The following is a 24,548-nucleotide window of genomic DNA, read 5'->3' as shown; positions in this document are numbered from 1 at the left end:
GCCCGCGCCTTCCCTGGCGCGGGACGCTTTGCTCTTCGGACTCTGCCACCCACTCTTTGAACTGCTGAGCTATCTGAAAGATTAAGCCCGGCTGGTTTCGCGCTCCGCTTCTGCCTGACAGACAGCGGCGGTAAACAGAATATCCGTTGACGAGTTCAGCGCGGTTTCTGCCGAATCCTGCAGGACGCCGATAATAAAGCCGACAGCCACCACCTGCATCGCCAGGTCATTCGGAATACCAAACATGTTGCAGGCCACCGGGATCAGCAGCAGTGAACCGCCCGCCACACCCGATGCGCCACAGGCACAGAGAGAGGCTACCAGACTCAGCAGAATGGCAGTCGGCACATCAATGCTGATCCCCAGCGTATTCACCGCCGCCAGCGTCAGCACGGTAATGGTGATTGACGCGCCCGCCATACTGATGGTCGCGCCCAGCGGAATCGACACCGAATAGGTATCCTCATCCAGCTTCAGACGTTTCGCCAGCGCCATATTCACCGGAATGTTGGCGGCAGAACTGCGGGTAAAGAAGGCGGTGACGCCACTTTCGCGCAGGCAGGTGAAGACCAGCGGATAGGGGTTACGGCGGATCTTCCAGAACACCAGCAGCGGGTTCACCACCAGTGCCATCAGCACCATACAGCCCAGCAGCAGCGCCAGCAGATGCGCATACTGCCACAGCGCACCAAAGCCGGTGGAGGCCAGAATTGACGCCACCAGACCGAAAATACCGACAGGCGCACAGCGGATGACGCAGCGCACCAGCCAGGTCACGGCTTCGGACGCGTCATTAAGAAAGGCGCGGGTGGTGTCACTGCTGTGACGGAACGCCAGACCCAGACCAATCGCCCACACCAGAATACCGATATAGTTCGCCTGCATCAGCGCGGTGATCGGATTCGACACCATGCTCATCAGCAGCCCGTGCAGGACTTCCGTGATGCCGGAAGGGGGAACGATTTCGGTACTCCCGACCGCCAGCGTCAGCGTCTGCGGGATCAGATGGCTGAACAGCACCGCGACTACTGCCGCGAAAAAGGTGCTCAGCAGGTAGAGCATGATAATCGGCCGGATGTTGGTTTTCTGGCCCTGCTGGTGGTTCGCAATCGAGGCGATGACCAGCACCAGAACCAGTAAGGGGGCCACCGCTTTCAGCGCACTGACAAACAGTTCGCCCAGCAGGCCGACCGCTAACGCGGCATCGTGTGAGATCCAGGCGAGCGCGACACCGGCGACCAGCCCAATCATGATTTGCTTCACCAGGCTACCGGCGAGCAGCGTACCCAGACGTGCGGAGAGAGTTTTCTGCATAATAGTTTCTATATTTTGTCGCGAATGTAGTTTCAGGCGCGATGTTTTGCATCGGCTAAAACGGTTTGCCCGGCGGAGTATAAGGAAAAGATCGGACGAGAAAAGAGAAAGTTCTGCCGCTGTGGAGCGCGTCAGATTTTTATTATGCTGAATAGTGGAAGTGTGACAGAGGGATGAAACGGCGCGGCAGGCTGCCACAAAATAAAACAGGGGCATCCGCTGCCCCCGCAGGTAATTATGGTGCGAGCTTTTTCTGGTCTCTTTTGCGGTTAACCCAGGCATTAATCAGCAGGGTTGATGCCAGAATGAGACCGACCACACTCAGCGAGATGCCGACCGGGATGTGGTAGAGGTCGACAATCAGCATCTTAAAGCCGATGAACACCAGCACAATCGCCAGGCCATACTTCAGCATCGAGAAGCGTTCTGCCACGTTCGCCAGCAGGAAGTACATGGCACGCAGACCCAGAATGGCAAACAGGTTGGAGGTCAGGACGATGAACGGGTCGGTGGTGACGGCAAAGATCGCCGGAATACTGTCGACCGCAAAGATCACGTCGCTCAGCTCCACCATGATCAGCACCAGCAGCAGCGGTGTCGCAAACAGCACGCCGTTTTTGCGGGTAAAGAACTTCTCGCCGTCGAGATCGTCCGTCATGCGCAGATGCTTACGCAGCCAGCGCACCACCGGCTTGTCGCCTACTGCGCCATCATCCTCTTTCGCCAGCGCCATTTTCACCCCGGTAAACAGCAGGAAGGCACCGAACACATAGAGGATCCAGCTGAACTGGGTGACCAGCCAGCTACCGGCGAAAATCATGATGGTACGCAGCACGATAGCGCCTAATACCCCGTAGATCAGCACGCGACGCTGCAGGTTGGCCGGAATAGAGAAGTAGCTGAAGAGCATCAGCCAGACAAAGACGTTATCCACCGCCAGTGCTTTTTCCAGCACGTAACCGGTCAGGAAGGCGAGTGTCTGGGTGTTAGCCACTTCGCGTCCTGCGCTGCCTTCCAGATACCACCAGAAAGCGGCGCTGAACAGCAGTGAGACGGAAACCCAGATCAGCGACCAGATCGCCGCCTGTTTAAAAGACATGGTCTGCGCGCCGCGGCGTCCCTGCAACAGCAGGTCGATAGCCAGCATGATAAGCACCACAACCGCAAAGCTGCCCCAGAGTAAAGGTGTCCCCACAGTTTGCATATTCGTATCCTGTCTGAAAAATAAAAAAAACGGCTGAAGTCAGAAGACATCAGCCGCTTATTTTTGTGTAAGCAAACCTCGCCTTCCGGCAAGGTCTCACTTACAACACAGAAATCGATTCCGGGTTGCCTGACGACCGGATGCTTGCGCAACGTAGTGACGATCAATCAGATTACAAGTTACTCCCCTTTGCAGAAAGCTACGTTACGGTTTCACCGCCCAGGAAGCAACAGCTCGCAGACATATTTAGAAATATTTACACAAGCGTCCGGTCGGCCGGGAAGATAACACCGGTCTGCCGACGGATTTCAGTCAGCAGTGCCGCCGTGGTGCGTGAGATCGCAAGCCCGGGATGCGCCACCTGACGCTGCGCCACCAGCCGGGCAAATTCGGCCGCCTCATAACGCATCGTGTTGCTATGCTGCGGCTGACTTAACACCTGCTTTTCTCCGCCGCGGGGCATAAAGGTCAGCTGCTGACACTCCGATAACTTCTCAATAAGCAGCGATCCGGCTTCTCCCTGAATCTCGCTGGGCAGGCTGGAGTCACTGACTTTCGAGTGCAGAATCGTCACGTCGAAATCGCCGTAGTCGAGCACCACCACCCCATGTCCGTCCACGCCGCTCTCAAGCAGGGTGGCGCTGGCCTGCACCCGCTGCGGCGCGCCCCACAGTGCCACCGCCGAGGCCAGGCAGTAATAACCGATATCCATGATTGAGCCGTTCGACCAGCGCGGATCAAAGGTGTTGGGGTTTTCACCGTTGAGATAGCGCGGGTAGCGCGATGAATACTGACAGTAACTCAGCAGGGCTTTCCGCATCCGCCCCACGGCGGGCAGTGCTGCTTTTAAATGCAGGAAATTGGGCATGCTGGCTGTTTTGAACGCCTCAAACAGCACCACCTGATGTTCCCGGGCGCAGGCGATCATCTGCTCCGCCTCGGCCAGATTGGAAGCCAGCGGCTTTTCACAGATGACATGCTTGCCGTGCGACATAAACAGCAGCGCCTGCTGGCAGTGCAGGGCGTTAGGGCTGGCAAGATAGACCGCATCGATCGCCGGGCTGGCGGCCAGGGCCTCCAGCGAGGTAAAGGTTGCCTGGCAGGGATAGTCGGCGATAAAGGCGTCCGCCTGCTGCTGACTGCGCGAATAGACCGCACAGAGTTGCATCCCGCCGGTTTCATGCGCGGCATCAATAAACTGGCGTGTTATCCAGTTTGTTCCCACAATGGCAAAACGAATCACGTTTTCTCTCCGGCAGCGGTAAAGCGGCAGAGTAACATCTCTCCGGCGCGGTGCAATGGGGAGGGGCGGGCAGGGATTGATCCTGCGATCCCGATTCCAATACTATGCGGGAGCGATGAATGTCAGGCACCAACCAGGGAGCGCAGGTGAAAGCAAGTAAGCACGCATTAAACTGGACCACACTGCTGATCGCCATTCCGGTCGGATGTGCCGCATCGCTGGTGACGCTGGCTTTTCGCGGCGTGATTGAACTGATCAACCATCTGCTGTTTGCCCGCAGCGGGGAGATTAGCGGGTTACTGCCGCTCTGGCCGTGGATTTTCTGGCCGCTGCTGGTGGGGGCTGGCGGTGTGCTGGCGGGCTTTTTTCTGCGTTATGCGGTCGCCATTGAGCAGCAGCAGACGGTGAAAACCGACTACCTTGAGGTGATCAATGCCCGGCTCGATGCGGTGCCGACCCGAACCTCACTGTTCCGCGCCTTGTCCTCCATCGCCAGTATCGGCAGCGGCGCGTCGATAGGGAAAGAGGGGCCGATGGTGCAGCTTTCGGCGCTGTGCGGCAGCGCGATTGGTCGCCTGCTGCCCGCCTCGCTTAACCTGAAAAACAGTGACGTGGTGGCGATGGCGGCGGCGGCGGGGCTCTCTTCGGTCTACCATGCGCCGCTGGCTTCGGCGATCTTCGTCGCCGAAATCGCCTTCGGCATCTCCGCCCTGCAGCGGCTGATCCCGCTGATTATCGCCTCCGCCACGGCGGTGATGACCATGTGGACGCTGGGCTTTCGCAGCGCGCTCTACCCGCTGGCGGAGGCGAACTTTGCCATGGATCTCAGCAGCCTGCTGATGACGGTGCTGATTGGTTTGTGCGCCGGGCTGGCGGGCTGGCTGCTGATTAAGTGCATTGCCCGCAGTAAAGCGCTGTTCAGCCGGGTCGCCTCCCTGCCGCTGCGCCTCGGTGCAGGCGGACTGGCCGTGGGCTTACTGGCACTGCTCTCGACCGATATCCTCGGCAACGGCTACGAAGTGATAGTGAAGGTGATGGCGGGCCACTATCTGCTGCCGGGCCTGCTGCTTCTGCTGCTGCTGAAAACCGTTGCCACCAGCCTCTCGGTGGGCTCGAATGCGGTCGGCGGGCTGTTTACGCCGTCACTGCTGATTGGCGCGCTGCTCGGCGTGATCCTGGCAACGCTAGGGGCGATGCTGCATCTGCCGCTCGGCAATGTGCTGCTCTATGCCGCCATCGGCATGGCGGCGGTGCTGGCGGCGGTCAGCCAGGCCCCGCTGATGGCGATGCTGATGGTGCTGGAGATGACCCTCAACAGCAGCCTGCTGTTTCCGCTGATGATCGCCACGGTGCTGGCCTCCATGGTGGTCTATCGGCTGCAATCGGCCAGCACCTACCCGGTAGTAAGCCATCACTTCAGCCGTTCAGAAGCGAAATATGATTTCGATAACATGCGCATTGCCGAGCTGATTATTCCCGGCGCGGCGTTGCAGCCAGAAGCGTCGGTGGGGCAGGCGCTGGCGGTCAGTTCACTGAAGCGCGAGCGCTACGTCTATGTGATCAACGCTGAGGGGGCTTTCCTCGGCGTGGTCTCCATTCATGAGATTTCACGCCGGGTGCTGGCACAGGAGATCACCCTCGACTCGCCGGTGCAGTGCGTGATGGATCAGGATTTCCCGGTGATCTATCAGAACCAGAGCATGCGTGAAGGGTGGGAAGCCTTTGCCGCCGTCACGCTGGAGCGGTTGCCGGTGCTGAACAACCCCGCTGAGCGCCATTTTGAGGGCGCGCTGACCAAAACCAGTCTGATCCAGAAAGCGCAGGAGTTTCTTTAAGCCGCGTTGCCGCGCATCGCCTGGTCGGTCATCCAGAGCCGCGCATCAAATTCGAGCTGGTGGTAATCCGGCTCCATATGGCAGCAGAGCTGGTAAAACGCCTTATCGTGATCTTTCTCTTTCAGGTGAGCCAGCTCATGCACCACGATCATGCGCAGAAAAGGCTCCGGCGCGAGGCGGAAAAAGGTGGAGATACGGATTTCCGCTTTTGCCCGCAGTTTGCCGCCCTGCACGCGCGAGATAGCGGTGTGCAGCCCCAGCGCATGCTTCATCACTTTAATTTTGTTGTCCCACACCACCTTACTGATCGGCGGCGCGTTGCGCATAAAGCGGTTCTTCAGCGCCTGGGTGTAGTCATACAGCGCCTTATCGCTCACGACATCGTGGGTATCGGGATAGCGCTCCTGCAGAAACGCGCCTAAGCGCTGATGGGTAATCAGGGTCTGCACCTGCTCAAGAAGGGGAGCAGGGTAACCCTGAAGGTAGATGAGTGAGGACATTAGGGATTCCAGGCGAAAAAGAGTATACTGCGCGCCCTTTTTATCGGGGCGAAAATTAATCAAAGTGTACCACGCCGGAGAATTCATGAGCCAACTTGAACTGAACGATCGCACACTGATCCTGCATCGCTTCCCGCAGATGCGTGACGAAAGTCCATTACAAGCCTGGGATGCGGCTGATGAGTATCTGTTGCAGCAGGCGCTGCCAGAGGGGCCGGTGCTGGTATTCAACGACAGTTTTGGTGCCTTAACCTGTGGTCTCAATCCGCGTCCCGTCTGGCACGTCAGCGACTCCTGGCTGAGCCAGCAGGCCGCCCGGCAGAACCTCTCTTTCAACGGGATGGATGACAGCGACGTCCACTTTATTGACAGCCTGGCGGCGCTGCCTGCTTCCCCGGCGGCGGTGCTGATTAAAGTGCCGAAGACGCTGGCGCTGCTGGAGCATCAGCTGCGCGCGATTCGTGAAGTGGTGACCCCGGAGACGGTGATTCTGGCGGCGGCCCGCGCCAAAGAGATCCATAACTCCACCCTGCAGCTGTTTGAACAGATCATCGGCGAGACGAAAACCTCGCTGGCGTGGAAAAAAGCGCGGCTGATCTTCAGTCAGTTCAGCCAGCCTGCGCTGCGCGAAGCCCGTCCCACGCAGGTCTGGCCGCTGGATGGCACTCCTTATCAGATCCACAACTACGCCAACGTTTTCTCACGCAGCTCGCTGGATATCGGCGCACGCCTGTTTGTGCAGCATCTGCCGGAAAATATCGAAGGCGAGATTGTCGATCTGGGCTGCGGCAACGGCGTGGTGGGGCTGATGGCGCTGGCACAGAACCCGCAGGCTGAGGTGCATTTTCTGGATGAGTCCTACATGGCGGTCGCCTCCAGCCAGCTTAACGTGGAAGTAAACCGTCCGGAGGATCTGTCGCGCTGTCAGTTCCTGGTCAACAACGTGCTGAGCGGCTATCCCTCGGACCGGCTGCACGCGGTGCTGTGCAACCCGCCGTTTCACCAGCAGCACGCCGTCACCGATCACCTGGCGTGGCAGATGTTCCGTGATGCCAAACGCTGTCTGCAATATGGCGGCGAATTGCGCATCGTCGGCAACCGCCACCTCGACTATCACCAGAAGCTGAAAAAGCTGTTCGGCAACTGCACGCTGGTCGCCTCTAACCAGAAGTTTGTAGTGCTGCGCGCGGTAAAAATGCGCTAGTCAGACACGCAGCGCCAGCGCGGTCGCCTGTGCGATGGCGCGGCGCGCATCCAGTTCCTGCGCCACATCGGCACCGCCGATCACTGTCACCTTCTGTCCCCGTGCACGCAGCGCCGCTTCCAGTTCGCGCTGCGGCTCCTGTCCGGCGCAGATAATCACATTATCGACCGCCAGCAGCAGGGTTTCACCGTTGCGCCGCAGATGCAGCCCGCGATCGTCAATCGCCAGATACTCCACGCCGCCCCACATCTCCACGCCGCGCGCCTGCAGACTGGCCCGGTGGATCCAGCCCGTGGTTTTTGCCAGCCCGGCGCCGGGTTTGCCTGTGCGGCGCTGCAGCAGCCAGATCTGCCGTAATGCGGCGGGCGGCTCGGGGGCCACCACACCACCGCGCTGCGTCAGGCTCTGATCGATACCCCACTCAGCGTAAAAGGCCGCGCGATCCGCGTCATGCGAAGGCTGCGACAGAAACTCCGCTACGTCAAAACCGATACCACCGGCTCCGATAATCGCCACCCGTTTCCCCACCGGACGCCGATCGCGCAGCACCTCAAGGTAGCTCAGGACGCTGGGGTGATCGATGCCCGGAATATCCGGCGTGCGTGGCTGAATGCCGGTGGCCAGCACCACCTCATCGGCATCACCCAGCCCCTCGGCCGTGACCCGGCAGCCGGTCCTGACCGTCACCCCGGCGGCCGCCAGCTGGTGGCGGAAATAGCGCAGGGTTTCACTGAACTCCGCTTTGCCGGGGATCAGCCGGGTAATATTGAACTGGCCGCCGATATCGGCGGCGGCTTCATACAGCGTCACCTGATGTCCGCGCCCGGCCGCCTGCAGGGCAAAGGCCATTCCGGCCGGGCCACCCCCGACCACCGCCAGCCTGCGCGGAGCGCGACTGGGGATCACCGGCATCAGCGACTCGTGGCAGGCGCGCGGATTGACCAGGCAGGAGGTGATCTTTCCGGCGAACACCTGGTCTAGGCAGGCCTGATTACAGGCGATGCAGGTGTTAATGCTGTCCGGTTCGCCGCGCTGCGCTTTGCTGACAAAGGCGGCATCGGCGAGGAAAGGGCGCGCCATCGACACCATATCGGCGCAGCCTGACTGCAGCAGCTCTTCGGCGACGGCGGGGTGGTTGATGCGGTTAGTGGCGATGACCGGCACTGACACGTGAGCACGCAGGCGCTGCGTGACCCAGGCAAAGGCCGCGCGCGGCACGCAGGTGGCGATGGTCGGGATGCGCGCTTCATGCCAGCCGATACCGGTATTGAACAGCGTGACCCCACACTGCTCCAGCTCGCCCGCCAGCAGCAGCGTCTCCTCCAGCGTGCTGCCCTCTTTGATCAGATCGAGCATCGACAGCCGGAAGATAATGATAAAACGGTCGCCGGTGGCGGCACGCACCGCGCGGGTGACCGCCAGGGCAAACTGCATTCGCTGGCGGAAGTCGCCGCCCCAGCGGTCGCTGCGCTGGTTGGTGTGCTTCACCAGGAACTGATTAATCAGGTAGCCTTCAGAGCCCATGATCTCCACGCCGTCGTAGCCGGCCTCTCGGGCCAGGCGGGCGCAGCGCGCAAAGTCATCAATAGTCTGTTCAATCGCCGCCTCGCTCATCGCCTGGGGCGTAAACGGATTGATCGGCGCCTGAAGGGCAGAGGGGGCGACCAGATCGGGCTGATAGCTGTAACGGCCGGTATGCAGGATCTGCAGGGCGATTTTGCCCTGATGCTGATGAACGGCATCGGTAATCTGCCGGTGCCAGTGACACTGCGCCTCCTCTGTCAGCATCGCGCCGTGGGCGGTGGTAACACCCTGCGCATTAGGGGCAATACCGCCGGTGACAATCAGCGCGACGCCTTCGCGCGCGCGCTCGCCATAGAAAGCCGCCAGCCGGGCTGCGCCATCCGGGTGCTCTTCCAGGCCGGTGTGCATGGAGCCCATCAGGAAACGGTTTTTCAGTCGGGTAAAACCCAGGTCCAGCGGCCTGAACAGCGCGGGATATTCGGAATGAACGGCCATGATCATCACTCACGATAAAGTGGTCGGATGAGTTAACTCTAGCCATTTCTGTGTTAAAAAAAAGTGAAAGAGTGTCAGGGTGTGAGTGAAATCAACATCAGCCGCGACAGGCCGTGAGTCCGCCGTGGCCGATTTTCAGGGCGGGCGCGATTATCGCCGCCGGATCCAGGAGTAGCGGGAGTGATAGCCGCTGCCCGTATGGGTGTTGAAGCGGTAGCTTGAACCGCTCTCGGCCATACAGTAGGTGCAGACGCCGACATTATCGATCTGCGCAGCCGGAACGCCCGCATCGACCAGCATCTGCGTCGCCAGCGCCGGCAGATCGAACCAGAGACCCTGCTGACGCGCCGTCGCCTGCGGGCGCTGAGCCTCACCATTGAGCGGCTGCTGCCTGTGCCAGCGCAGCCCGCGGGCCAGCGCCGGATTCCGGGCGATCTCCGCCAGCTGAGGTTCGGCCAGCTCATAACAGCAGGGGCCGAGTGCCGGGCCGATCGCCACCAGCAGATTCTCTGGCGCGCTGCCCTGTTCGCACAGTTTTTCCACGGCGCGGATCAGCACGCCCGCCAGCGTGCCTTTCAGTCCGGCATGCACCGCCGCCACGATGCGCTGCTGAGGATCGGCGATCAGCACCGGCAGGCAGTCAGCGGTATACACCGCCACCGGGCGCGTCCCGCTGCTGATAATGCCATCCGACTCGCAGCTTTTGGATGGGGTGTTTTCGACGTCGAAGACGACCGTGGCACTGTGGCGCTGATGCCCCCAGGCGGCGTCGGCGGGCGGTGGCTCACCGGCGGGCTGAAAGGCATAATCGACCCAGTCCAGCGAGTCGAGCAACGGCGAGCGCGGGATAACAGCCATAGGAATCTCCTGTGATAACAGCGTGCGCTGGGCTGCCAACAGCTTACGTTAACTGCTACATTTTTGAAGCGTCTCCTCAGCCCTTTCTCACCTTAAGGATGAAATGATGAAAACCTCCGCAAAACTTGCCGCCTCCGGACTGGTTGCCCTGCTGCTGACCGGCTGCGCCTCCTCGTCACATCAGACCGCTCAGCAGCAGCTCGGGCAGCAGTCGGTGCTGGCGGTCAACTGGTTCCAGCAGTCCGGCGAATATCAGGCGCTGACCTGGCAGGCGTTTAACACCGCACGCATGGCGTTCGATCAGGCGCCGTTGCTGACCGGCAAACCGAAAGCCGTAATTGTCGATCTGGACGAAACCATGCTGGATAACAGCGCCTACAGCGCCTGGCAGGCGAAAAACGGTCAGCCGTTCAGCAGTAAGAGCTGGTCAGCCTGGACCCAGGCGCGACAGGCGAAAGCGGTGCCCGGCGCGGTTGAGTTTGCACGCCACGTCACCCAGAACGGCGGCACGCTGTTCTACGTGTCGAACCGCGATCAGAAAGATTACGCCGCCACGGTGGCGAATATGCAGCAGCTCGGTTTTCCTGACGTCAGTGAAAAAACGGTGCGTCTGAATACCGACAGCTCCAACAAGCAGGCGCGTTTCGATGCCATCAAAAATGCGGGCTACAACGTGGTGCTCTACGTGGGCGATAACCTCAACGATTTCGGCGGGGCGACCTGGCATCAGGGCAATCAGCAGCGTCGCGACTTTGTTAATCTCAATCATCAGCAGTTTGGCACGCAGTTCATCGTGCTGCCGAACCCGCTTTACGGCGACTGGGAGAGCGGTATGGCGGAGAATTACAATAAGCTGACGCCGGAACAGCAGCTCTCCGTGCGGGAATCGCGCCTGCAAAGCTGGAACGGTAAATAATTCGTCAAGAAAAAGAGCCTGACCCGTTCAGGCTCTGCTAAATTCTGGTCCTGATTTACTTTCCGCTGTCACTATTTTGCTGCGAATTAAATTAATCATCTCTCGCTTTATTCTTATCTCAAAGCAGGCGTATTTAACTGGCTCTATGCTATTAAGATGGTTGATTGTGCTAATGGTTAATTTTTTAATTAAGAGTAATCCTGGGAAAAGTGGGGCGAACGGGCAGGGCAAGAAAAAGCCATGCGCTTAGTGTTTGTATTTATTTGTCAGCAATAAATTAAGTCTTTTATTTTAAAGTTTTTAACTGACTGATATATCTTGTCTTAATCTAATCTGTTTATGTCTCCTCATTTTTCTCCTGCTGAATTAAATTTACTTTCCTCTGACTTTTGCTGACGTTTAATTGACAAATCACGCCATGTTAAAGCGTTGTGAAATATTGCTCGTGCATTGGCAATGGTTAACGTCTATAACCTTTTTCTGTGACCTTGTTCTTATTTACCTGGCGGCTCTCACGCTATTTGTGAGCCGATACACTTTGTGATCAGCCAGGATGCGACATCCCGGTAGTAGAGAGAAGATGAATGTGACGACACTTAAACCCTTATTAGCGAAAAATCGCAGTTGGGCATTACAGCGCCGCCAGCGTAATCCAGACTATTTCAAAAAATCCCTTCATCAGCAAAAACCGCACTCGCTCTGGATTGGCTGTTCAGACAGCCGTGTTCCGGCCGAAGTGCTGACCGGCTCCCACCCAGGCGAACTCTTTGTGCACCGCAATATCGCCAACATGGTGCTGGAGGAGGATGACAATCTGCTGAGCGTGCTGCAATACGCGCTCTTCTTTCTCAACGTGAAACGCATCGTGCTCAGCGGCCACTACGGCTGCGGCGGGGTTGAAGCCGCACAGAACCTGCCAGGCAGCGTGCTGGAAGGGCAGGACACCGCACTGGGAAGGCGTATTCAGCGGCTGCGTGATGACATTCAGCAGGGGCTGGCCGAGGAAGGGCCAGCAGACGCCACCCCCGATGAACAACGCGATCGGCTGGTTGAAGCCAACGTTAAAGCGCAATTCGCCAGGCTGGTGAAGTCTGAGCCGGTCAGGCAAATCTGGCAATCGGGCCAGGAACTGGAGGTGTTTGGTTGTGTTTATGACCTGCGCTCCGGCCATCTCAAAGAGCTGATTCATCAATCTTCAGAGGAGCCTTCATGATGAATTCTGATACCCTGCGCCGCGACATCCCGGCGGGTCTGGTGGTTTTCCTGGTGGCTTTACCGCTCTGTCTGGGTATCGCTCAGGCCAGCGGACTGCCGCCGTTTGCTGGTCTGCTGACCGGGGTGATTGGCGGTCTGGTCGTCACCTCGTTAAGTCCCTCCCGCTTTGCCGTCAGCGGTCCGGCGGCGGGTCTGGTCACTATCGTTGTCGCCTCGATGGCGACGCTGGGCAGCTTCTCCGCCTTCCTCACCGCGCTGATTATTGCCGGGGCATTGCAGTGCCTGTTGGGTCTGCTGCGCGCCGGACGGTTTATCTCGCTGGTGCCGGGCAGCGTGATTAAAGGCATGCTGGCGGCGATTGGCCTGCTGCTGATCATGCAGCAGATCCCGGTGGCGCTGGGCGCGGCGGGCGATGCGGAGCTGGTTTCGCTGGTCAATGGGCAGATGACCTTCTCACTGCCGTCGATAGTGGTGGCGGCGGTCGGTTTAGCCATTCTATGCCTCTGGACAACCGCCCCGATCAAACGCATTAAGGCGCTGGCCTGGATCCCTGGGCCGCTGATTGCGGTGCTGGTCGGCTGCGTCGCTACGGTGGCAGGCGGAAGGCTGTTCCCGGAGATGGCGCAGGGGCTGGCACGCATCTCGCTGCCCGCCTTTGACAGCGTCTCTGCGCTGGTGGCTGAGCTGGAAACGCCTGACTGGATGGCCTGGCAGAATCCGCAGGTCTGGGTCGTCGCCGTGACGCTGGCTCTGGTTGCCAGCCTGGAAACCCTGCTGAGTCAGGAAGCGCTGAAAAAGCTGCGTCCGCAGACGCCCGCGCCGTCGCCCAACAAAGAGATGTTCGCTCAGGGCATCGGTAATCTGACCGCCGGTTTTCTGGGCGCGATGCCGATAACAGCGGTGATTGTGCGTAGTTCGGTCAACGTCAGCGCGGGGGCGCAGACAAAGCTCTCCATCTTCATTCACGGTGTGCTGCTGCTGATCTGCGGCATGTGGTTCAGTGAGATGCTGAACGCCATTCCTCTGGCCAGCCTGGCCGCGGTGCTGCTCTACACCGGCTATAAACTGGCGACCCCTAAACTCTTTGTCGAACAGTTCCGGATGGGGGCCCAGCAGTACGTGCCGTTCCTGGCGACCATCGTCGGCATTATTACGCTGGGGATGCTGGTCGGTATCGGCATCGGTATCGCCACGCAGATCCTCTACAGCATCTATAAAAGCCATCGCAACGCGCTGCAGCTCACCCGTTATGACGACCACTACGTCCTGCGCTTTCAGCAGAACCTGACGTTTATGCACAACCCAAAGCTGCAGGGATTGCTGGATGAGATCCCGGAGAACAGCGTGGTGATTATCGATAATGACAATGCGGAATATATCGATCCCGATGTGAAAGCGGTGCTGAAAGATTTTGGCGACAACGCGGACAAGCGCGGCATCCGCCTGAGTCAGTGGCCGGTGGCCGTAAAATAGCCCGAAGCGCAACGGCAGCATCAGCAGAAGAGCAAAAATCGGATATCTCGGATAGCCGATTTTTTTACTGAAGGGGCATAATAAAGCCCCGTTTTCTGCTGTCATCTGCTGTGCTTACCCGGCGCCGGGGCATTTTATTGAGTTAGCCCATGAAGTGGGGTTTTATCGCAGGATGACATTGAGGGCATTCAGGATTTAATCATTCTGACACCACGCGCCTGTTCAGGCTGGCGTGGAGAGCCAGCCTCACCGCGATAAGGTCCGGACGCATGCGCACACCGCTGTTTGAAGAGCACAACGCAAAGAAGAACGCAGTTTTGCTGTTTTTAATCACGCTGCTGTTTTGTTTTATCGGCGGACATCTGCGCTTTCCCAAAGAGCTCTCTCTCTTCTGGCCGGTCAATGCGATCGTGACGGGCGTCATCGTCCGCAATCCCTTTCTGCATCGGGGCCGCTACTACCTGGCTATCCTGGCCGCCATGGTGTTCAACGACACCGTTTTTTCGGGCTGGGCGTTCTCAGCGTTAACCCTTAACGTGGCGAATGTGCTGTTTGTGCTGGTGGCGGTGACGCTGCTGGTCAGGCATCTTCAGCACGATTCCGGCAGTGAGCGGATTACCAGCGTGCTGCGAATCTTCCCGGCCTGCCTGCTGGCGGCGTTCACCTGTGCCAGCTGGGGCGCGCTGGCGCAGCAGGCTGATTTTGATACCGGGCTGGCGGTGGCATGGGCTGACTGGTTCAGCGAGCAGTTCTCCACCGGGCTGATGCTACTGCCGTTTTTGCTGACCCGCGACTGGTCGTCGCTGTCGCCCCGCCAGTTTCTGCACATCCGCAAGCTGCTCCCGGTTATCGCCGTGGCGGGTTCGCTGACAATCGGGGCGATGATGGGTGGCGCGGGCAGCCTGACGTTCCCGGTTCCTGCGCTGATCTGGTGTGCGGTGGTGTTGCCCATGCCGCTGACCAGCCTGGTGATTTTGCTGACCGGCATTACCGAAATTATCCTGGTGTCGCACGGCGTGATGAACATTCAGGGCAGCGACGCGATGCTGCCGCTTAACCATCTCACCTCGGCCCGGCTGGGGGTGGCGACTATCTCCATCAGCCCGCTGATCGTGGCCGCGAGTATGGATGCGATCCGCCAGCTTAACCAGCGCCTGGCGCTGCGGGCGAATTACGACTTCCTGACCCGGTTGCTGTCGCGCTCCGGTCTCTATGAAAGCCTGCGCAGTGAACCCATCTTCCCTGAACGCAAAGCGGGCGTTATCCTGCTGGATGTCGACTACTTCAAAGCCATTAACGACAATTTTGGTCACGACGCGGGCGACAGCGTGCTGGAAGAGATCGCGCGCCGGATGCAGCGGGTGGTGGGCAAAGCGGGACGCATCTGCCGTTTTGGCGGCGAGGAGTTTGTGGTGGTGCTGTTCGATCAGAACCCGGAGAGACTCTATTTTCTGGCTGAGAATATCCGGCAGACGATGGCGAAAGAGAAGTTCTGGCTGCAGGGGAATACCGTGACGGTGACCGTCAGTCTGGGACTGGCGCATGGCAGCGCCGCTGAGGCGACGGAGTGGCCCCCCGTCATCAACCGGCTGATCTCTGCGGCAGATAAAAACCTCTATCTGTCGAAACGCAACGGCCGCAACCAGACCTCACCGGTTAACTACCGCACCTTCACCAGCGACGTGGCCTGACGCGCCACGCCGCCGATGCACTCAGCTGACGCTGCTTTTCAGGGTGCTGGCCTGCTGGTGGCGCTCGATGGCCAGGTCGATCAGGCGGCTGATCAGATCCTGATAGCTGAGTCCGGCTGCCTGCCATAATTTCGGGTACATGCTGATATTGGTGAAGCCGGGCAGGGTATTCACTTCGTTGACAATAATCTCGCCGTCGTCGGTTAAAAACACATCGACGCGCGCCATACCAAAACACTCCAGCGCCGTGAAGGCTTTAATGGCAACCTCACGAATGGCATCGCTGGTTTCCGTGGAGAGGGCGGCGGGCACCACCGTCTGCGCGCCGCTTTCCGAGATGTATTTGGTGTCGTAGGAGTAGAAGGCATCATGCACCACCACTTCGCCGCAGGGGCTGGCTTCGGGCGCATCGTTGCCCAGCACCGCGCACTCAATTTCGCGCCCTTTAATGCCCTGCTCGATCAGCACTTTACGGTCAAAGGAGAAGGCGAGCGTCAGCGCGGCGTCAAATTCCTCCGGGCTGTCCACTTTGCTGACGCCGACCGATGAACCCTGATTGGCGGGTTTGATAAACAGCGGCAGGCCAAAGCGGGCAATGACAGCCTCTGCATCCAGCTGGGCGCGCTGCGCCTGGGTGACGCTCAGCCACGGGGCGACCTTCAGACCGGCATCGCGTAACAGGCGTTTGGTAAAATCTTTATCCATGCTGACTGCAGAACCGAGCACGTCGGAGCCGACAAAGGGTAACGAAGCCATCCGCAGCAGGCCCTGCAGAGAGCCATCCTCTCCCAGCGTTCCGTGAACGATAGGGAAGATGACATCGATCTGCGACAGCGGATGTGCGTTGTGACGGGTGATAACCTGCTGCTGAGAATGACCGGGCACCAGCGCCACATCGTCAGCCGCGCGATTCAGGGCGATCAGTGACGGATTCTCAGCGTTCAGTAAGAAGTTGGACGCATCGTTAAGACGCCAGTGCCCCTGTTTGTCGATGCCCAGCAGCACCACGTCAAACCGGGTTTTGTCTATCGCCTCAAGGATATTTTTGGCCGACTGCAACGACACTTCATGCTCAGCCGATTTCCCGCCAAACACGATCCCTACCCGCAACTTAGTCATCAATTTTGCCCACTGAAAAATCAAAACCTTAAGATAGCATGGGGTTTGCGCGGGAAAACAGGGTAAGGCGCGAGATAATTTTTCAGCGGCCGTTAACCCTCATCGCTGACGATAAAGCTGCCGTTAAGCTGCCACTGTTTCCGCTCACTGACCCGGGTGGCATCGGCAGGCAGCCAGGTGACTATCGTCACTTTTGCACGCAGCGTGCTGCCGGAGGCGATCTGGCCATCTTTGTAGAACTGCAGAGGCTGACTGGCGCTGAACGCCATCGCTGCCGCCTCTGTGCCGGCTCGTTCGATCGTGACCGGACGATCGTCGAGCGTCACATCATGCAGGGTCAGTGTCGCCCGGCCCTGGTCGCCAAACTGGTAACTTTCGGCGTCTTTCGCAGGCCCGCTGAACGTCAGTTTCAGCGGGGTCGGGCGGTCACAGATGACCGTGATCTCTGACTCATGCTGGTCACCCATCCGCAGTTCGACAGCAGTCAGCGCATTGCCCGGGCGACCGAGCAGCTCGCCCCGTGTCATTTCACCGTAATCAATCCGGGGATCGCTGAGCTGAATTTCGCACGCCGCACGGGCAGGGAGTGCGGCAAAAAGGCCACTGAAAGCCAGCAGCAGAGGCAGAACAGAGAGCTGTTTCATGGGACGCATCTCGCGGAAAGTGAGGCATAAAGGGTGCCGGGCTGGTTATACCAGGGCGTAAGCATATCGATGGCACACTGGCTGCCATTGCGGTCGAGGCTGAATAGCGGATCGTCCGGCAGGTCGTCGAAAAAGAGCGTGCCATCTTCATTCACAAAGGCGATCAGGTGACCTTTGCCATTTTTGACAGGGGCACCCGGTGCCGGACTTTGCTCTGGCGGGAAGCTCACCAGCGCCCGGCGAACCGTATAGGCGGGCAGAATCACCGGCACTACCGCGCCGCGGTAAGGCGTGATGTCTGCAATACCGCTGATGACCTGGACATTGTCAGGCAGGCTCTGGTTTTCGATCTGTACGGTATTCTTCTGCCACGGTGTCCAGGAGGTGATGGCATGACCCGTGTGGTCGCTCCACACCACGCCGCCAGGGGTGTGGATACTGACGTCAGGCTGGGGGCTGTTAAGGGAAATAATGCCAAAGGTATCGCCTGTTTTGCGGGGCGAAAAGGTCACTCCCTCGCTATGCAGGACGGCGCTGCCGCGCGCGCCCGCGTTGTAACTGGTGCTGTTTTCATTATGCGAAACGCCGCCGCTCAGCTGACTGTATTTGGTGGTCCAGGTTGCGGAACCCGCAACTGACGCATCCTCACGCTGACTTTTCTCCCCGGAGACGCTCCAGGCAAATTTATCATTCAGGGTGCTGTCAAAACCCATGCCGGCGCGTATTTTTCCCCGGGTGTCATTAACCCAGCTGCGCACGCTGCTGCGGCTGCCGAGCGGAACAGCGAAATTGAGGTAAACGTAATGGTCATCAGTGTGGCGCTGATCCTGCGTGAGCCGGTTTTTCTGGATGCCGAGATTGACGTTCACTTTTCCGAAGGTGCGGCCCCAGCTGAACATGTAGCCCAAACTTTCTGCATTCTGCCAGCTCTGTGACAGACTGCCGGAAAAGGCGAGCACGCCGAGCTGCGGCTGGCTATAGCTTATCCCCGCGGCGTACTGTGACCGGATCTGTCCATTCTCCTGACGGGCGTCTCCGGCGCGCCATGAGCTGCCTGGATCCCTGAAATCACGGCTGCGAAAGCTGGCGGAAGAGGTCAGTGATAATCGGGGCGTCACGCCTGCGCTGATGCTGAGCTGGTGATTGAGGCCCTGCATGTTGCCTCGCTCCCCGGCCGAATCCTGCACCTGCGAGGCAGTCTGGGTCAGGGAAGCGATAAGGCGTTCTGTCAGCCGCAGCGTGGTGCGCCAGGAGGCGGCCTGATAGTGCTCGCTCATCAGCCCGCCTGCCGTCACGGCCATGAAACCATTCTGATAAAGTCCGGCGGAACCGACGAACACCGGGAACGACTCATCGGTCAGGCGCAGACGTCCGGCGGCCAGAGAGAGTCCGGCATTCGCCAGAGAAACCGTGGTCTGAGCCTGAATATAGGGGATCGTCTGCTGCTGACGATGACCGGACTGGTCATGGCTGATGATCTCAAAATCATCGGACTGATTGATCGCCGGGATGTCAGCCAGTGTGTTCATGCCTGCTGTGACCTGATAGGTCTTCAGCAGGATGCCCGCCTGCCAGACCTCGGCAGTACCGGCTTGTGAGAAGAGCAGATTCAGCGACACGCCGCTGTTTCCGCTATTTTCTGCACTGCGTTCTGGCATGAGTTGTGCGCCCAGCAGGTTGATGCCGGAAAACAGGGTGTCGCCCGCGGTGATCTCACCTATCTGCACGACCGACGCCCAGCCGGGAAGGGAGCGCTGGGCATAACTGTAGAGTCGGGTCAGCTGGTGGTGTTCATTCTGGCTGGTATAGCTCTGCCCGCTGCGGAGTACCCAGTTGTTGATATTGCCCCCAATCTCGGAGGTCAGCGTCTGCGAGTGGTGGTTTTGTCCGGCGCGCGTCTGGTACTGATAGCGTCGGCCATCGTAATTCACCACCAGCGCATTTCCCCCGCTGGAGAAGCGCGGATGCGCAGACAGGTCGCCTGCCGGGACCTTGAGCAGCAGGCTGCTGCGATTAACCTGCTGCTCCAGCAGAATCGGGCTGTCGGATGGCAGCTGCAGGCAGCGCGCATCCTCTGCCTGCTGAAAACGATCGGGGATGATCCCCAGCTTCTCTGGCAGATCGGCTGGCCAGCAGGGATTACCGGCCTGATCAAACGTCAGGATATGCACCCCTTTGCTTTGACCGTTAACGACAATATTGACGGGCTGTTTCCCCGGCAGAAAGTGCGTACCTGCATCAAGCAGTTCAGCGGCACTGGCGTCGTAGCCGAGCGCTTTGAGCATCTCTTTGTCATAGCGGTTTGCCGCCTGCACACAGGCTGAACTGACCACAAGGCTGAGTATCAGAAATTGTTTCATAGATAAAGGTGAATGGGCTCAGAGCGGCACATTAAAAGGGGCGGTTAAAATTCCATATCGGGTGACGGGGTGCAGAAGCAGGGCTTTCACCTTATTCGCGGAGGCAGCAGGCAGAGCCACATCAAACTTTTCACCCGGAAGAATGTAGGAATTTTTCAGTTCAACCGACCCTTTGCCGGGCAGTAAATTAATCTCTCTGGTGAGCCTGACGATATAAGGTGTCGGATTTTCAATGTGCAGAGAGGCACCTGAAAGATGGAAGGTCAGCCCTGTCCAGGGCGCGGTGTTTACCGGCAGACTGGCGGGGGAGATAATGACCGGAATATTCTGGCCAATGAGAATGCGAGCGCGATTCTTTTTACCATCGTCCTGCGGGATAGAGACAAAATTAATTCGCTGCATCTTCTGGGTATCCAGCCTGACACCCTCTTTTAACACCACCCGGATCTGCTGGTTTTTCCCTCCATCGACACGAACCAGTTGAGGGGTAATAATCAGCCGGTTTTCAGGGTCTTCAGGAATTGTCTGCAGGCTGCTGTGCAGCAGCGCCGTATCCCTGTCTGTGTTCAGTACATTAACCGTCACTTCACGATTCTGGTCATCGAGAAATAAAGCCGGTACTTCAGGCTTCATGCCGGCTGCAAATATGCCGGGTACAGACAAGGAAAAGAGAATGGCAACAGAGAGAATTATTTTCATTTTATTTTTACCCTGTATTTAAAACGCGAAGGCCGGACGGCCTTCGCTGACAATCATTAACAATTACAGATAAACCACAGAGAAAGTGACGTTACCGTCAATAGGCACTTCTTCACCGCTCGGGTAGGCATCCGCTTTCTTCAGAATCATTCTTGACGCAATGGAATAGGAGGCTTTAGTCATGGCTGCCGGGGTGGTGCTATTGGCATCCGCCGCCAGGGTAAAATAGCCGTTTTTGGTCAGCGTTGCGGGTGCTGTAGCCGTCACATGAGTGAGAGACCATGCCGCTTTATCGCTACTGGTCAGCACATTGGTATTCGCTGCACCGTCGGCGGTTGCGTCGGTAATCGCCAGTGCCATCGCCCCCACGTGTCCCTGAGCGCTGTCTGTCCCTAAGCCGAAAATGTGTGCATCTGATAAGCCTGAAACGGTTGCTTTCATCTCTTCAGACATGTTCGCCAGCGTCATGGCACTTGCCGCACGGTTATCTGTGGTCTGAACGGCAATCGCGACAGGCGCTTCACAATCCACATTCAGGGTAACGGTGTTGCCCTGTTTAACATTGCTGTCCTTCAGCAGTGTCGCTGCGGCGATGGTGCCAAGATCAATGCTTGCAGAGCTTAATGCCACACCACAGGCGGCTGGAGTGATGGTACCCGTGATGGAAAGGGTCGCAGATTCTGCAGCCTGACCCGCAAAACTGACGGACGCCATCGCGGCAATAATGGTGGTGCTTAATAATAATTTTCTCATATTATCTCTCTTATCAGATTTGTTATAAATGAGCAGTTCTGAACAGACCGAACGCTCTCTTTGCTGTGCGGAGTAATCAGCGTGCAAAGTGATAATGAATAAGAGATATGAGGCGCATAATATTCTTATCCCTTAAACTGAGCGCACTGATTAATCGCCTTCTCCTGATTTTTAATTTTGATTCAGGAAGGTCAGGCTAACATAGAAGTTTATTAATGGTTTAGTTAACGAATAAGTAAAGTTGTCTTCATTTGAAGGTGAGTGTTTATAGCATGTTTGATGCGTTATAGTTTTTTCTGTTTAACCTTATATTTATAATTTAAAATTAACGGCAGGGAGAAAATGGTAATAGCAACCTCCCCTGAAATAGATTTATTTTAAAAAAAAGATGTCTAAGCGCGGACAGTTTTGGGGAGCGTAAGCAATCCTGCCTGCTAATGCGCAAAAGGTGAGGTATGCTCTGGGTGAGTGTTGAACGCGGCTGTCAGCGATCGGGGTGTCGGGGATAACGTTAATCGGCATCATGCCACCCCCGCCCTTAAATCAGCATCATTATCAGCGGCGTTTAACGCGCTTGTTTTCGATAGATTCGATCACAACGAATGCCAGCATAAGGGCGGGGATTTTTGAAGTCCGTTATTTTAGCGGTCAATTTCTGCCATTCGCTACGGCAAAACTTAAAGGCTGAGTTTATCCGGGAGGGGTAAGGATTTACGTCAGCATTTATTTGATCGGTGATAACGGGCTGGGCTGTTATACCAGCAACTGTGAACCGCTGGTACCGTAGTTGACGCGGAAGTCAGCAGCGTATGCGGCGACAGCATCTTTTCCCCACAAGGCACCCATAATGACGCATACGGCCGGGCCAATGACGCCGCCCAGAACCGCACCACAGAGCTGAGCAATAGGTCCGAATACAGCACTGCGGCTTGCACTTCCACCGACCGTGACACCGGTTGCCAGACCTTCGATAAAGCCCCAGATAGCCCCTTCAAGCGCCCCTTCAATGGTAGAGACAAATTCACCACCGCTTACGGTTTCAATTTCACACAGAGTTAAATCACGCATATTTCAATTCCTTTTAATGTATTTTCGGTTAGTTAAAGCATCTTTACTGCTGTTATACCCGCGTTATGAAGCTGATGCCTTTTAAAAGCGCGCCACTGCATTACGCTGAGTTCTTTACCTCCAGGCCGATACCTTAAGCGACTAATGCTACATGGACGAAAAGAGGGCCTGTTAAATAATACCGTTTACCATACTGCGGAAATCCTTCCGCCTATGCCTGCAGCGGGAAACGTTGCCTGACTGAAAATCGTGGTGAATTGAATCATCTTTAAAACTGTACCCCGGCTCACTGAGTTTTATCGGGCTGGCCTGACGATGAATAACGGAAAAATCTTCTCTCTGTAATAATCTGTTTTGCGGAATGTAACAATATATTTTTTTATGCATAAATAAAGTTTTTTCTGATGACTGGAATCACTTATTTGTCCTCATTTTGCATCATTTGTTTTTTATCTTTACATTTTATAATCAAGTCGATTCATCGTCATCTGGCTAAAATGGCTGCCTGTTCATCTGAGTAACTGTCTGATGTCAGGGTTTTTATTTAGAGTTTGATTTGCCTTTTTCTGTATCAATAATTCATAACCGCTATCACCGCGGATAAACCGGAGTATTAAGCATAATAAGTAGGCTATGGGTCTCCTTTTTAAACAGGGCGCAGACAGATTTTGGGATCAGCCGTCTTGTCGGTCCCCTATGAATATCACCGGAAAAAAGGGAGCATGGCATCTGTTATCAGAAGAGCTTCACGGAATCAGTCAGATTTAATCCGATGTTCTGTGAATTCATCGGTGTAATAGAAAAAGCAGCGCGTCATACATGATGACTTATTACAGATGTGCTGAAATTCGCTGGCAGGCCAGCCCCCAGGGCGCGCGGAACGTTCTGTCTGCCACCATCTGCCGAAGATCGCGATTGGTGGCGGCGATCAATCTTACATCCACCGGGATCAGCCTGTTTCCCCCGACACGCTCGAACTCCTGCTCCAGTAAAATATACAGCAGCTTCTCTTTCAGGCTCTTAATCTGCTGACAGGCGAGCGCATTATCTACCGCAATCGCAATACGCTCAGCAATCTGCTGCAACACCCGCAGATTGGCTGCAGTAAAACTGTTGAACTGGCACTGAACCAGTTTCAGCACCCCCCAGCGTTTTAGGGTAAAACCCAGTGGCAGGATAGTGAGGGTTTTGCTCTGATCGCGCCAGGACTCGTGAAAAAGGGAACGCTCATGATCTTCTGGCTCCTCGTTCGGGCCAACATGTGTCAGCAGCCTCTCTCCACTTGTCATTACCTGCTGATCTGCAGAGCCGGCCAGCAGCATGCGCGACTGTTCACGCTGAGCCACCTGAGGCTGAAGATAATGAGTCACATAAACACTGGCCTGCTTACTCTCTTTATCCGCCTCACAGAGCACAATGCCTATCGCGTTGATCATCTTCTATTGTTGGGGCTATTTTACAATTTCGACAGTAGACTCAGATTTAGTTAAGAAAATTATAATCTGGTTGAGTAGGGGTATTTATCTACGCCATCAATGAATGGTTAGAAAACGATGATCAAATAACAATGGATTTGAATATTTATAATGGTAAATTCGATGGAGCAATTTCAACTCCAGCTATCAGGAATTTCATTCGAGCAACACCACACATTACTGATTACTTCTTATTGAAAGGATACAAACAACCCTTTAGAAATTCGGGCGTTGGATATGTCTATGAAATTATTATGGGTAAAAAATATTTATTTGCAGTTGTTGACGTAAAGTTAGAAGGGGAAAGCCTGGTATTAACTGACAAAACAGAAGGAGGCAGTGAATTTCTTCCTAAAGAAATCACCCTTCTAAAAAGGTCGGATGAGGCATCTGGCGAACGTCTTAATGCACACTCCTCGGATAGAGTTAAGCAAAAAAATTGAACAGTTCAGCAAGGCTCGATAACGAGCAGGGGAATGATGAGGTTACAGGATGCGGATTCGAAGAGCTGTGTTTCAGTTTCACTGAGTTTGGCGTTCTTACATGCAATTGTGAAGTTAAAGAAAAAATGTGGGGGGACAAAAAGGGGGGCATTAATTTGCAGAAACAAAAAAGCCACCCTGAAAGGTGGCTCTAATTTGCTGATTTAACAGCTAAAATTTGGTGGCCCCTGCTGGGTTTGAACCAGCGACCAAGCGATTATGAGTCGCCTGCTCTAACCACTGAGCTAAGGGGCCAGCGGAGCGGGGATTATAAAGTATCTCTTCAGGGCGATCCAGCACTCCGCCATCGGTTGCTGAAATAAACAGCAGCGATTTACCTGCTGATTTCTATAACAAAACTGGCGAACGGCGTTAGCGAAGTTTTAAAACAGCGTGGAAAATGCGACGCCATGCCTTTAGCGAAACTGGACATCAGGCTGCAGCAGCCGTGTGCTGCCTCTGTCACGTCGATAGCG

19 protein-coding genes, 1 tRNA gene and 1 pseudogene are annotated in these 24,548 nt (G+C 56.5%); 7 read left to right on the top strand and 14 right to left on the bottom strand.

Translation table 11 applies throughout. The features are described from left to right. Positions 1-81: 81 nt before the first annotated feature. The 3 genes from sstT to AC6I7A_RS16520 form a co-directional block, all read right to left on the bottom strand. The gene (gene sstT / locus AC6I7A_RS16530) at positions 82-1,314 is read right to left on the bottom strand and encodes a serine/threonine transporter SstT (RefSeq protein ID WP_058956448.1); all 1,233 of its coding nucleotides are present in this window, start codon (positions 1,312-1,314) and stop codon (positions 82-84) included. A 235-nt stretch (positions 1,315-1,549) separates the two neighbouring features. Then, complete coding sequence (locus AC6I7A_RS16525; protein WP_009087344.1) at positions 1,550-2,518, bottom strand: TerC family protein; 969 nt, start codon at positions 2,516-2,518, stop codon at positions 1,550-1,552. A 256-nt stretch (positions 2,519-2,774) separates the two neighbouring features. Beyond that, positions 2,775-3,761, bottom strand: a complete 987-nt coding sequence (locus AC6I7A_RS16520) for a Gfo/Idh/MocA family protein (RefSeq protein ID WP_058956447.1) — start codon at positions 3,759-3,761, stop codon at positions 2,775-2,777. A gap of 146 nt (positions 3,762-3,907) precedes the next feature. Between AC6I7A_RS16520 and AC6I7A_RS16515 the strand changes: the two genes are divergently transcribed. Continuing rightward, positions 3,908-5,596 carry a chloride channel protein gene (locus AC6I7A_RS16515; protein WP_153009170.1) on the top strand — a complete coding sequence of 563 codons (1,689 nt, stop codon included), beginning with the start codon at positions 3,908-3,910 and terminating at the stop codon, positions 5,594-5,596. Here AC6I7A_RS16515 and AC6I7A_RS16510 read toward each other — a convergent pair. Continuing rightward, on the bottom strand, positions 5,593-6,096 hold the full coding sequence (locus AC6I7A_RS16510; RefSeq protein ID WP_009087337.1) for a M48 metallopeptidase family protein: 504 nt from the start codon (positions 6,094-6,096) through the stop codon (positions 5,593-5,595). The genes AC6I7A_RS16515 and AC6I7A_RS16510 overlap by 4 nt on opposite strands. 85 nt (positions 6,097-6,181) lie before the next feature. Here AC6I7A_RS16510 and rlmG point away from each other — a divergent pair, with 85 nt between their 5' ends. Continuing rightward, positions 6,182-7,300, top strand: coding sequence for a 23S rRNA (guanine(1835)-N(2))-methyltransferase RlmG (gene rlmG / locus AC6I7A_RS16505; RefSeq protein ID WP_058956445.1), 1,119 nt, complete (start codon positions 6,182-6,184; stop codon positions 7,298-7,300). Here rlmG and AC6I7A_RS16500 read toward each other — a convergent pair whose 3' ends face one another. Continuing rightward, positions 7,301-9,319, bottom strand: a complete 2,019-nt coding sequence (locus AC6I7A_RS16500) for an NADPH-dependent 2,4-dienoyl-CoA reductase (protein WP_058956530.1) — start codon at positions 9,317-9,319, stop codon at positions 7,301-7,303. It abuts the gene before it with no gap. 150 nt (positions 9,320-9,469) lie between these two features. Further along, positions 9,470-10,177, bottom strand: a complete 708-nt coding sequence (locus tag AC6I7A_RS16495; RefSeq protein ID WP_058956444.1) for a purine nucleoside phosphorylase YfiH/LACC1 family protein — start codon at positions 10,175-10,177, stop codon at positions 9,470-9,472. A 106-nt stretch (positions 10,178-10,283) separates the two neighbouring features. On the opposite strand from AC6I7A_RS16495, the gene AC6I7A_RS16490 reads away from it, so the two are divergent. The 4 genes from AC6I7A_RS16490 (at position 10,284) to AC6I7A_RS16475 (ending at position 15,472) form a co-directional block, all read left to right on the top strand. Then, complete coding sequence (locus tag AC6I7A_RS16490) at positions 10,284-11,093, top strand: 5'-nucleotidase, lipoprotein e(P4) family (RefSeq protein WP_058956443.1); 810 nt, start codon at positions 10,284-10,286, stop codon at positions 11,091-11,093. A 580-nt stretch (positions 11,094-11,673) separates the two neighbouring features. Further along, positions 11,674-12,306, top strand: a complete 633-nt coding sequence (locus tag AC6I7A_RS16485; RefSeq protein ID WP_033736060.1) for a carbonic anhydrase — start codon at positions 11,674-11,676, stop codon at positions 12,304-12,306. After that, positions 12,306-13,781, top strand: coding sequence for a SulP family inorganic anion transporter (locus AC6I7A_RS16480; protein ID WP_009087324.1), 1,476 nt, complete (start codon positions 12,306-12,308; stop codon positions 13,779-13,781). Before AC6I7A_RS16485 ends, AC6I7A_RS16480 begins: the two co-directional genes overlap by 1 nt. A gap of 269 nt (positions 13,782-14,050) precedes the next feature. Continuing rightward, entirely contained in the window at positions 14,051-15,472 is a 1,422-nt protein-coding gene (locus AC6I7A_RS16475) for a GGDEF domain-containing protein (protein ID WP_058956442.1), read from the top strand. A gap of 21 nt (positions 15,473-15,493) precedes the next feature. Here AC6I7A_RS16475 and ddlA read toward each other — a convergent pair whose 3' ends face one another. From ddlA to AC6I7A_RS16440, 7 genes and pseudogenes are all read right to left on the bottom strand, one after another. Then, positions 15,494-16,591, bottom strand: a complete 1,098-nt coding sequence (gene ddlA / locus AC6I7A_RS16470) for a D-alanine--D-alanine ligase (RefSeq protein ID WP_058956441.1) — start codon at positions 16,589-16,591, stop codon at positions 15,494-15,496. Between the two features lie 92 nt (positions 16,592-16,683). Further along, entirely contained in the window at positions 16,684-17,235 is a 552-nt protein-coding gene (locus tag AC6I7A_RS16465; RefSeq protein WP_058956440.1) for a DUF1120 domain-containing protein, read from the bottom strand. Further along, entirely contained in the window at positions 17,232-19,595 is a 2,364-nt protein-coding gene (locus tag AC6I7A_RS16460) for a fimbria/pilus outer membrane usher protein (RefSeq protein WP_082668163.1), read from the bottom strand. The genes AC6I7A_RS16465 and AC6I7A_RS16460 overlap by 4 nt, the downstream gene beginning before the upstream one ends. Positions 19,596-19,613: 18 nt before the next feature. Further along, positions 19,614-20,294 carry a fimbria/pilus chaperone family protein gene (locus tag AC6I7A_RS16455; protein WP_082668162.1) on the bottom strand — a complete coding sequence of 227 codons (681 nt, stop codon included), beginning with the start codon at positions 20,292-20,294 and terminating at the stop codon, positions 19,614-19,616. Between the two features lie 63 nt (positions 20,295-20,357). Beyond that, positions 20,358-21,047, bottom strand: coding sequence for a DUF1120 domain-containing protein (locus AC6I7A_RS16450; RefSeq protein ID WP_058956438.1), 690 nt, complete (start codon positions 21,045-21,047; stop codon positions 20,358-20,360). A gap of 753 nt (positions 21,048-21,800) precedes the next feature. After that, positions 21,801-22,115, bottom strand: a complete 315-nt coding sequence (locus AC6I7A_RS16445) for a DUF5862 family protein (RefSeq protein ID WP_009087309.1) — start codon at positions 22,113-22,115, stop codon at positions 21,801-21,803. A gap of 872 nt (positions 22,116-22,987) precedes the next feature. After that, positions 22,988-23,548, bottom strand: a pseudogene (locus AC6I7A_RS16440) (sigma 54-interacting transcriptional regulator); the annotation flags it as partial. A 134-nt stretch (positions 23,549-23,682) separates the two neighbouring features. Here AC6I7A_RS16440 and AC6I7A_RS16435 point away from each other — a divergent pair. Further along, complete coding sequence (locus AC6I7A_RS16435; protein WP_153009167.1) at positions 23,683-24,033, top strand: hypothetical protein; 351 nt, start codon at positions 23,683-23,685, stop codon at positions 24,031-24,033. Positions 24,034-24,251: 218 nt separating this feature from the next. On the opposite strand, the gene AC6I7A_RS16430 is transcribed toward AC6I7A_RS16435, so the two are convergent. Then, positions 24,252-24,327: transfer RNA gene (locus AC6I7A_RS16430), tRNA-Ile, on the bottom strand. Positions 24,328-24,548 lie beyond the last annotated feature (221 nt).

The organism is Type-F symbiont of Plautia stali (assembly GCF_059731105.1).
Note: the sequence above shows the minus strand (reverse complement) of the source record. Positions and strands in the feature narration are given on the sequence as shown.

Bases quoted from the DNA above. Each gene is read 5' to 3' on its own strand.
- AC6I7A_RS16495 (WP_058956444.1), bottom strand. From the start codon at position 10,177: ATGGCTGTTATCCCGCGCTCGCCGTTGCTCGACTCGCTGGACTGGGTC.
- AC6I7A_RS16475 (WP_058956442.1), top strand. From the start codon at position 14,051: ATGCGCACACCGCTGTTTGAAGAGCACAACGCAAAGAAGAACGCAGTT.
- AC6I7A_RS16460 (WP_082668163.1), bottom strand. From the start codon at position 19,595: ATGAAACAATTTCTGATACTCAGCCTTGTGGTCAGTTCAGCCTGTGTG.
- AC6I7A_RS16480 (WP_009087324.1), top strand. From the start codon at position 12,306: ATGAATTCTGATACCCTGCGCCGCGACATCCCGGCGGGTCTGGTGGTT.
- AC6I7A_RS16445 (WP_009087309.1), bottom strand. From the start codon at position 22,115: ATGCGTGATTTAACTCTGTGTGAAATTGAAACCGTAAGCGGTGGTGAA.
- sstT (WP_058956448.1), bottom strand. From the start codon at position 1,314: ATGCAGAAAACTCTCTCCGCACGTCTGGGTACGCTGCTCGCCGGTAGC.
- AC6I7A_RS16455 (WP_082668162.1), bottom strand. From the start codon at position 20,294: ATGAAAATAATTCTCTCTGTTGCCATTCTCTTTTCCTTGTCTGTACCC.
- AC6I7A_RS16510 (WP_009087337.1), bottom strand. From the start codon at position 6,096: ATGTCCTCACTCATCTACCTTCAGGGTTACCCTGCTCCCCTTCTTGAG.
- AC6I7A_RS16500 (WP_058956530.1), bottom strand. From the start codon at position 9,319: ATGGCCGTTCATTCCGAATATCCCGCGCTGTTCAGGCCGCTGGACCTG.
- AC6I7A_RS16465 (WP_058956440.1), bottom strand. From the start codon at position 17,235: ATGAAACAGCTCTCTGTTCTGCCTCTGCTGCTGGCTTTCAGTGGCCTT.
- AC6I7A_RS16450 (WP_058956438.1), bottom strand. From the start codon at position 21,047: ATGAGAAAATTATTATTAAGCACCACCATTATTGCCGCGATGGCGTCC.
- AC6I7A_RS16525 (WP_009087344.1), bottom strand. From the start codon at position 2,518: ATGCAAACTGTGGGGACACCTTTACTCTGGGGCAGCTTTGCGGTTGTG.
- AC6I7A_RS16490 (WP_058956443.1), top strand. From the start codon at position 10,284: ATGAAAACCTCCGCAAAACTTGCCGCCTCCGGACTGGTTGCCCTGCTG.
- rlmG (WP_058956445.1), top strand. From the start codon at position 6,182: ATGAGCCAACTTGAACTGAACGATCGCACACTGATCCTGCATCGCTTC.
- AC6I7A_RS16435 (WP_153009167.1), top strand. From the start codon at position 23,683: ATGGATTTGAATATTTATAATGGTAAATTCGATGGAGCAATTTCAACT.
- AC6I7A_RS16485 (WP_033736060.1), top strand. From the start codon at position 11,674: ATGAATGTGACGACACTTAAACCCTTATTAGCGAAAAATCGCAGTTGG.
- ddlA (WP_058956441.1), bottom strand. From the start codon at position 16,591: ATGACTAAGTTGCGGGTAGGGATCGTGTTTGGCGGGAAATCGGCTGAG.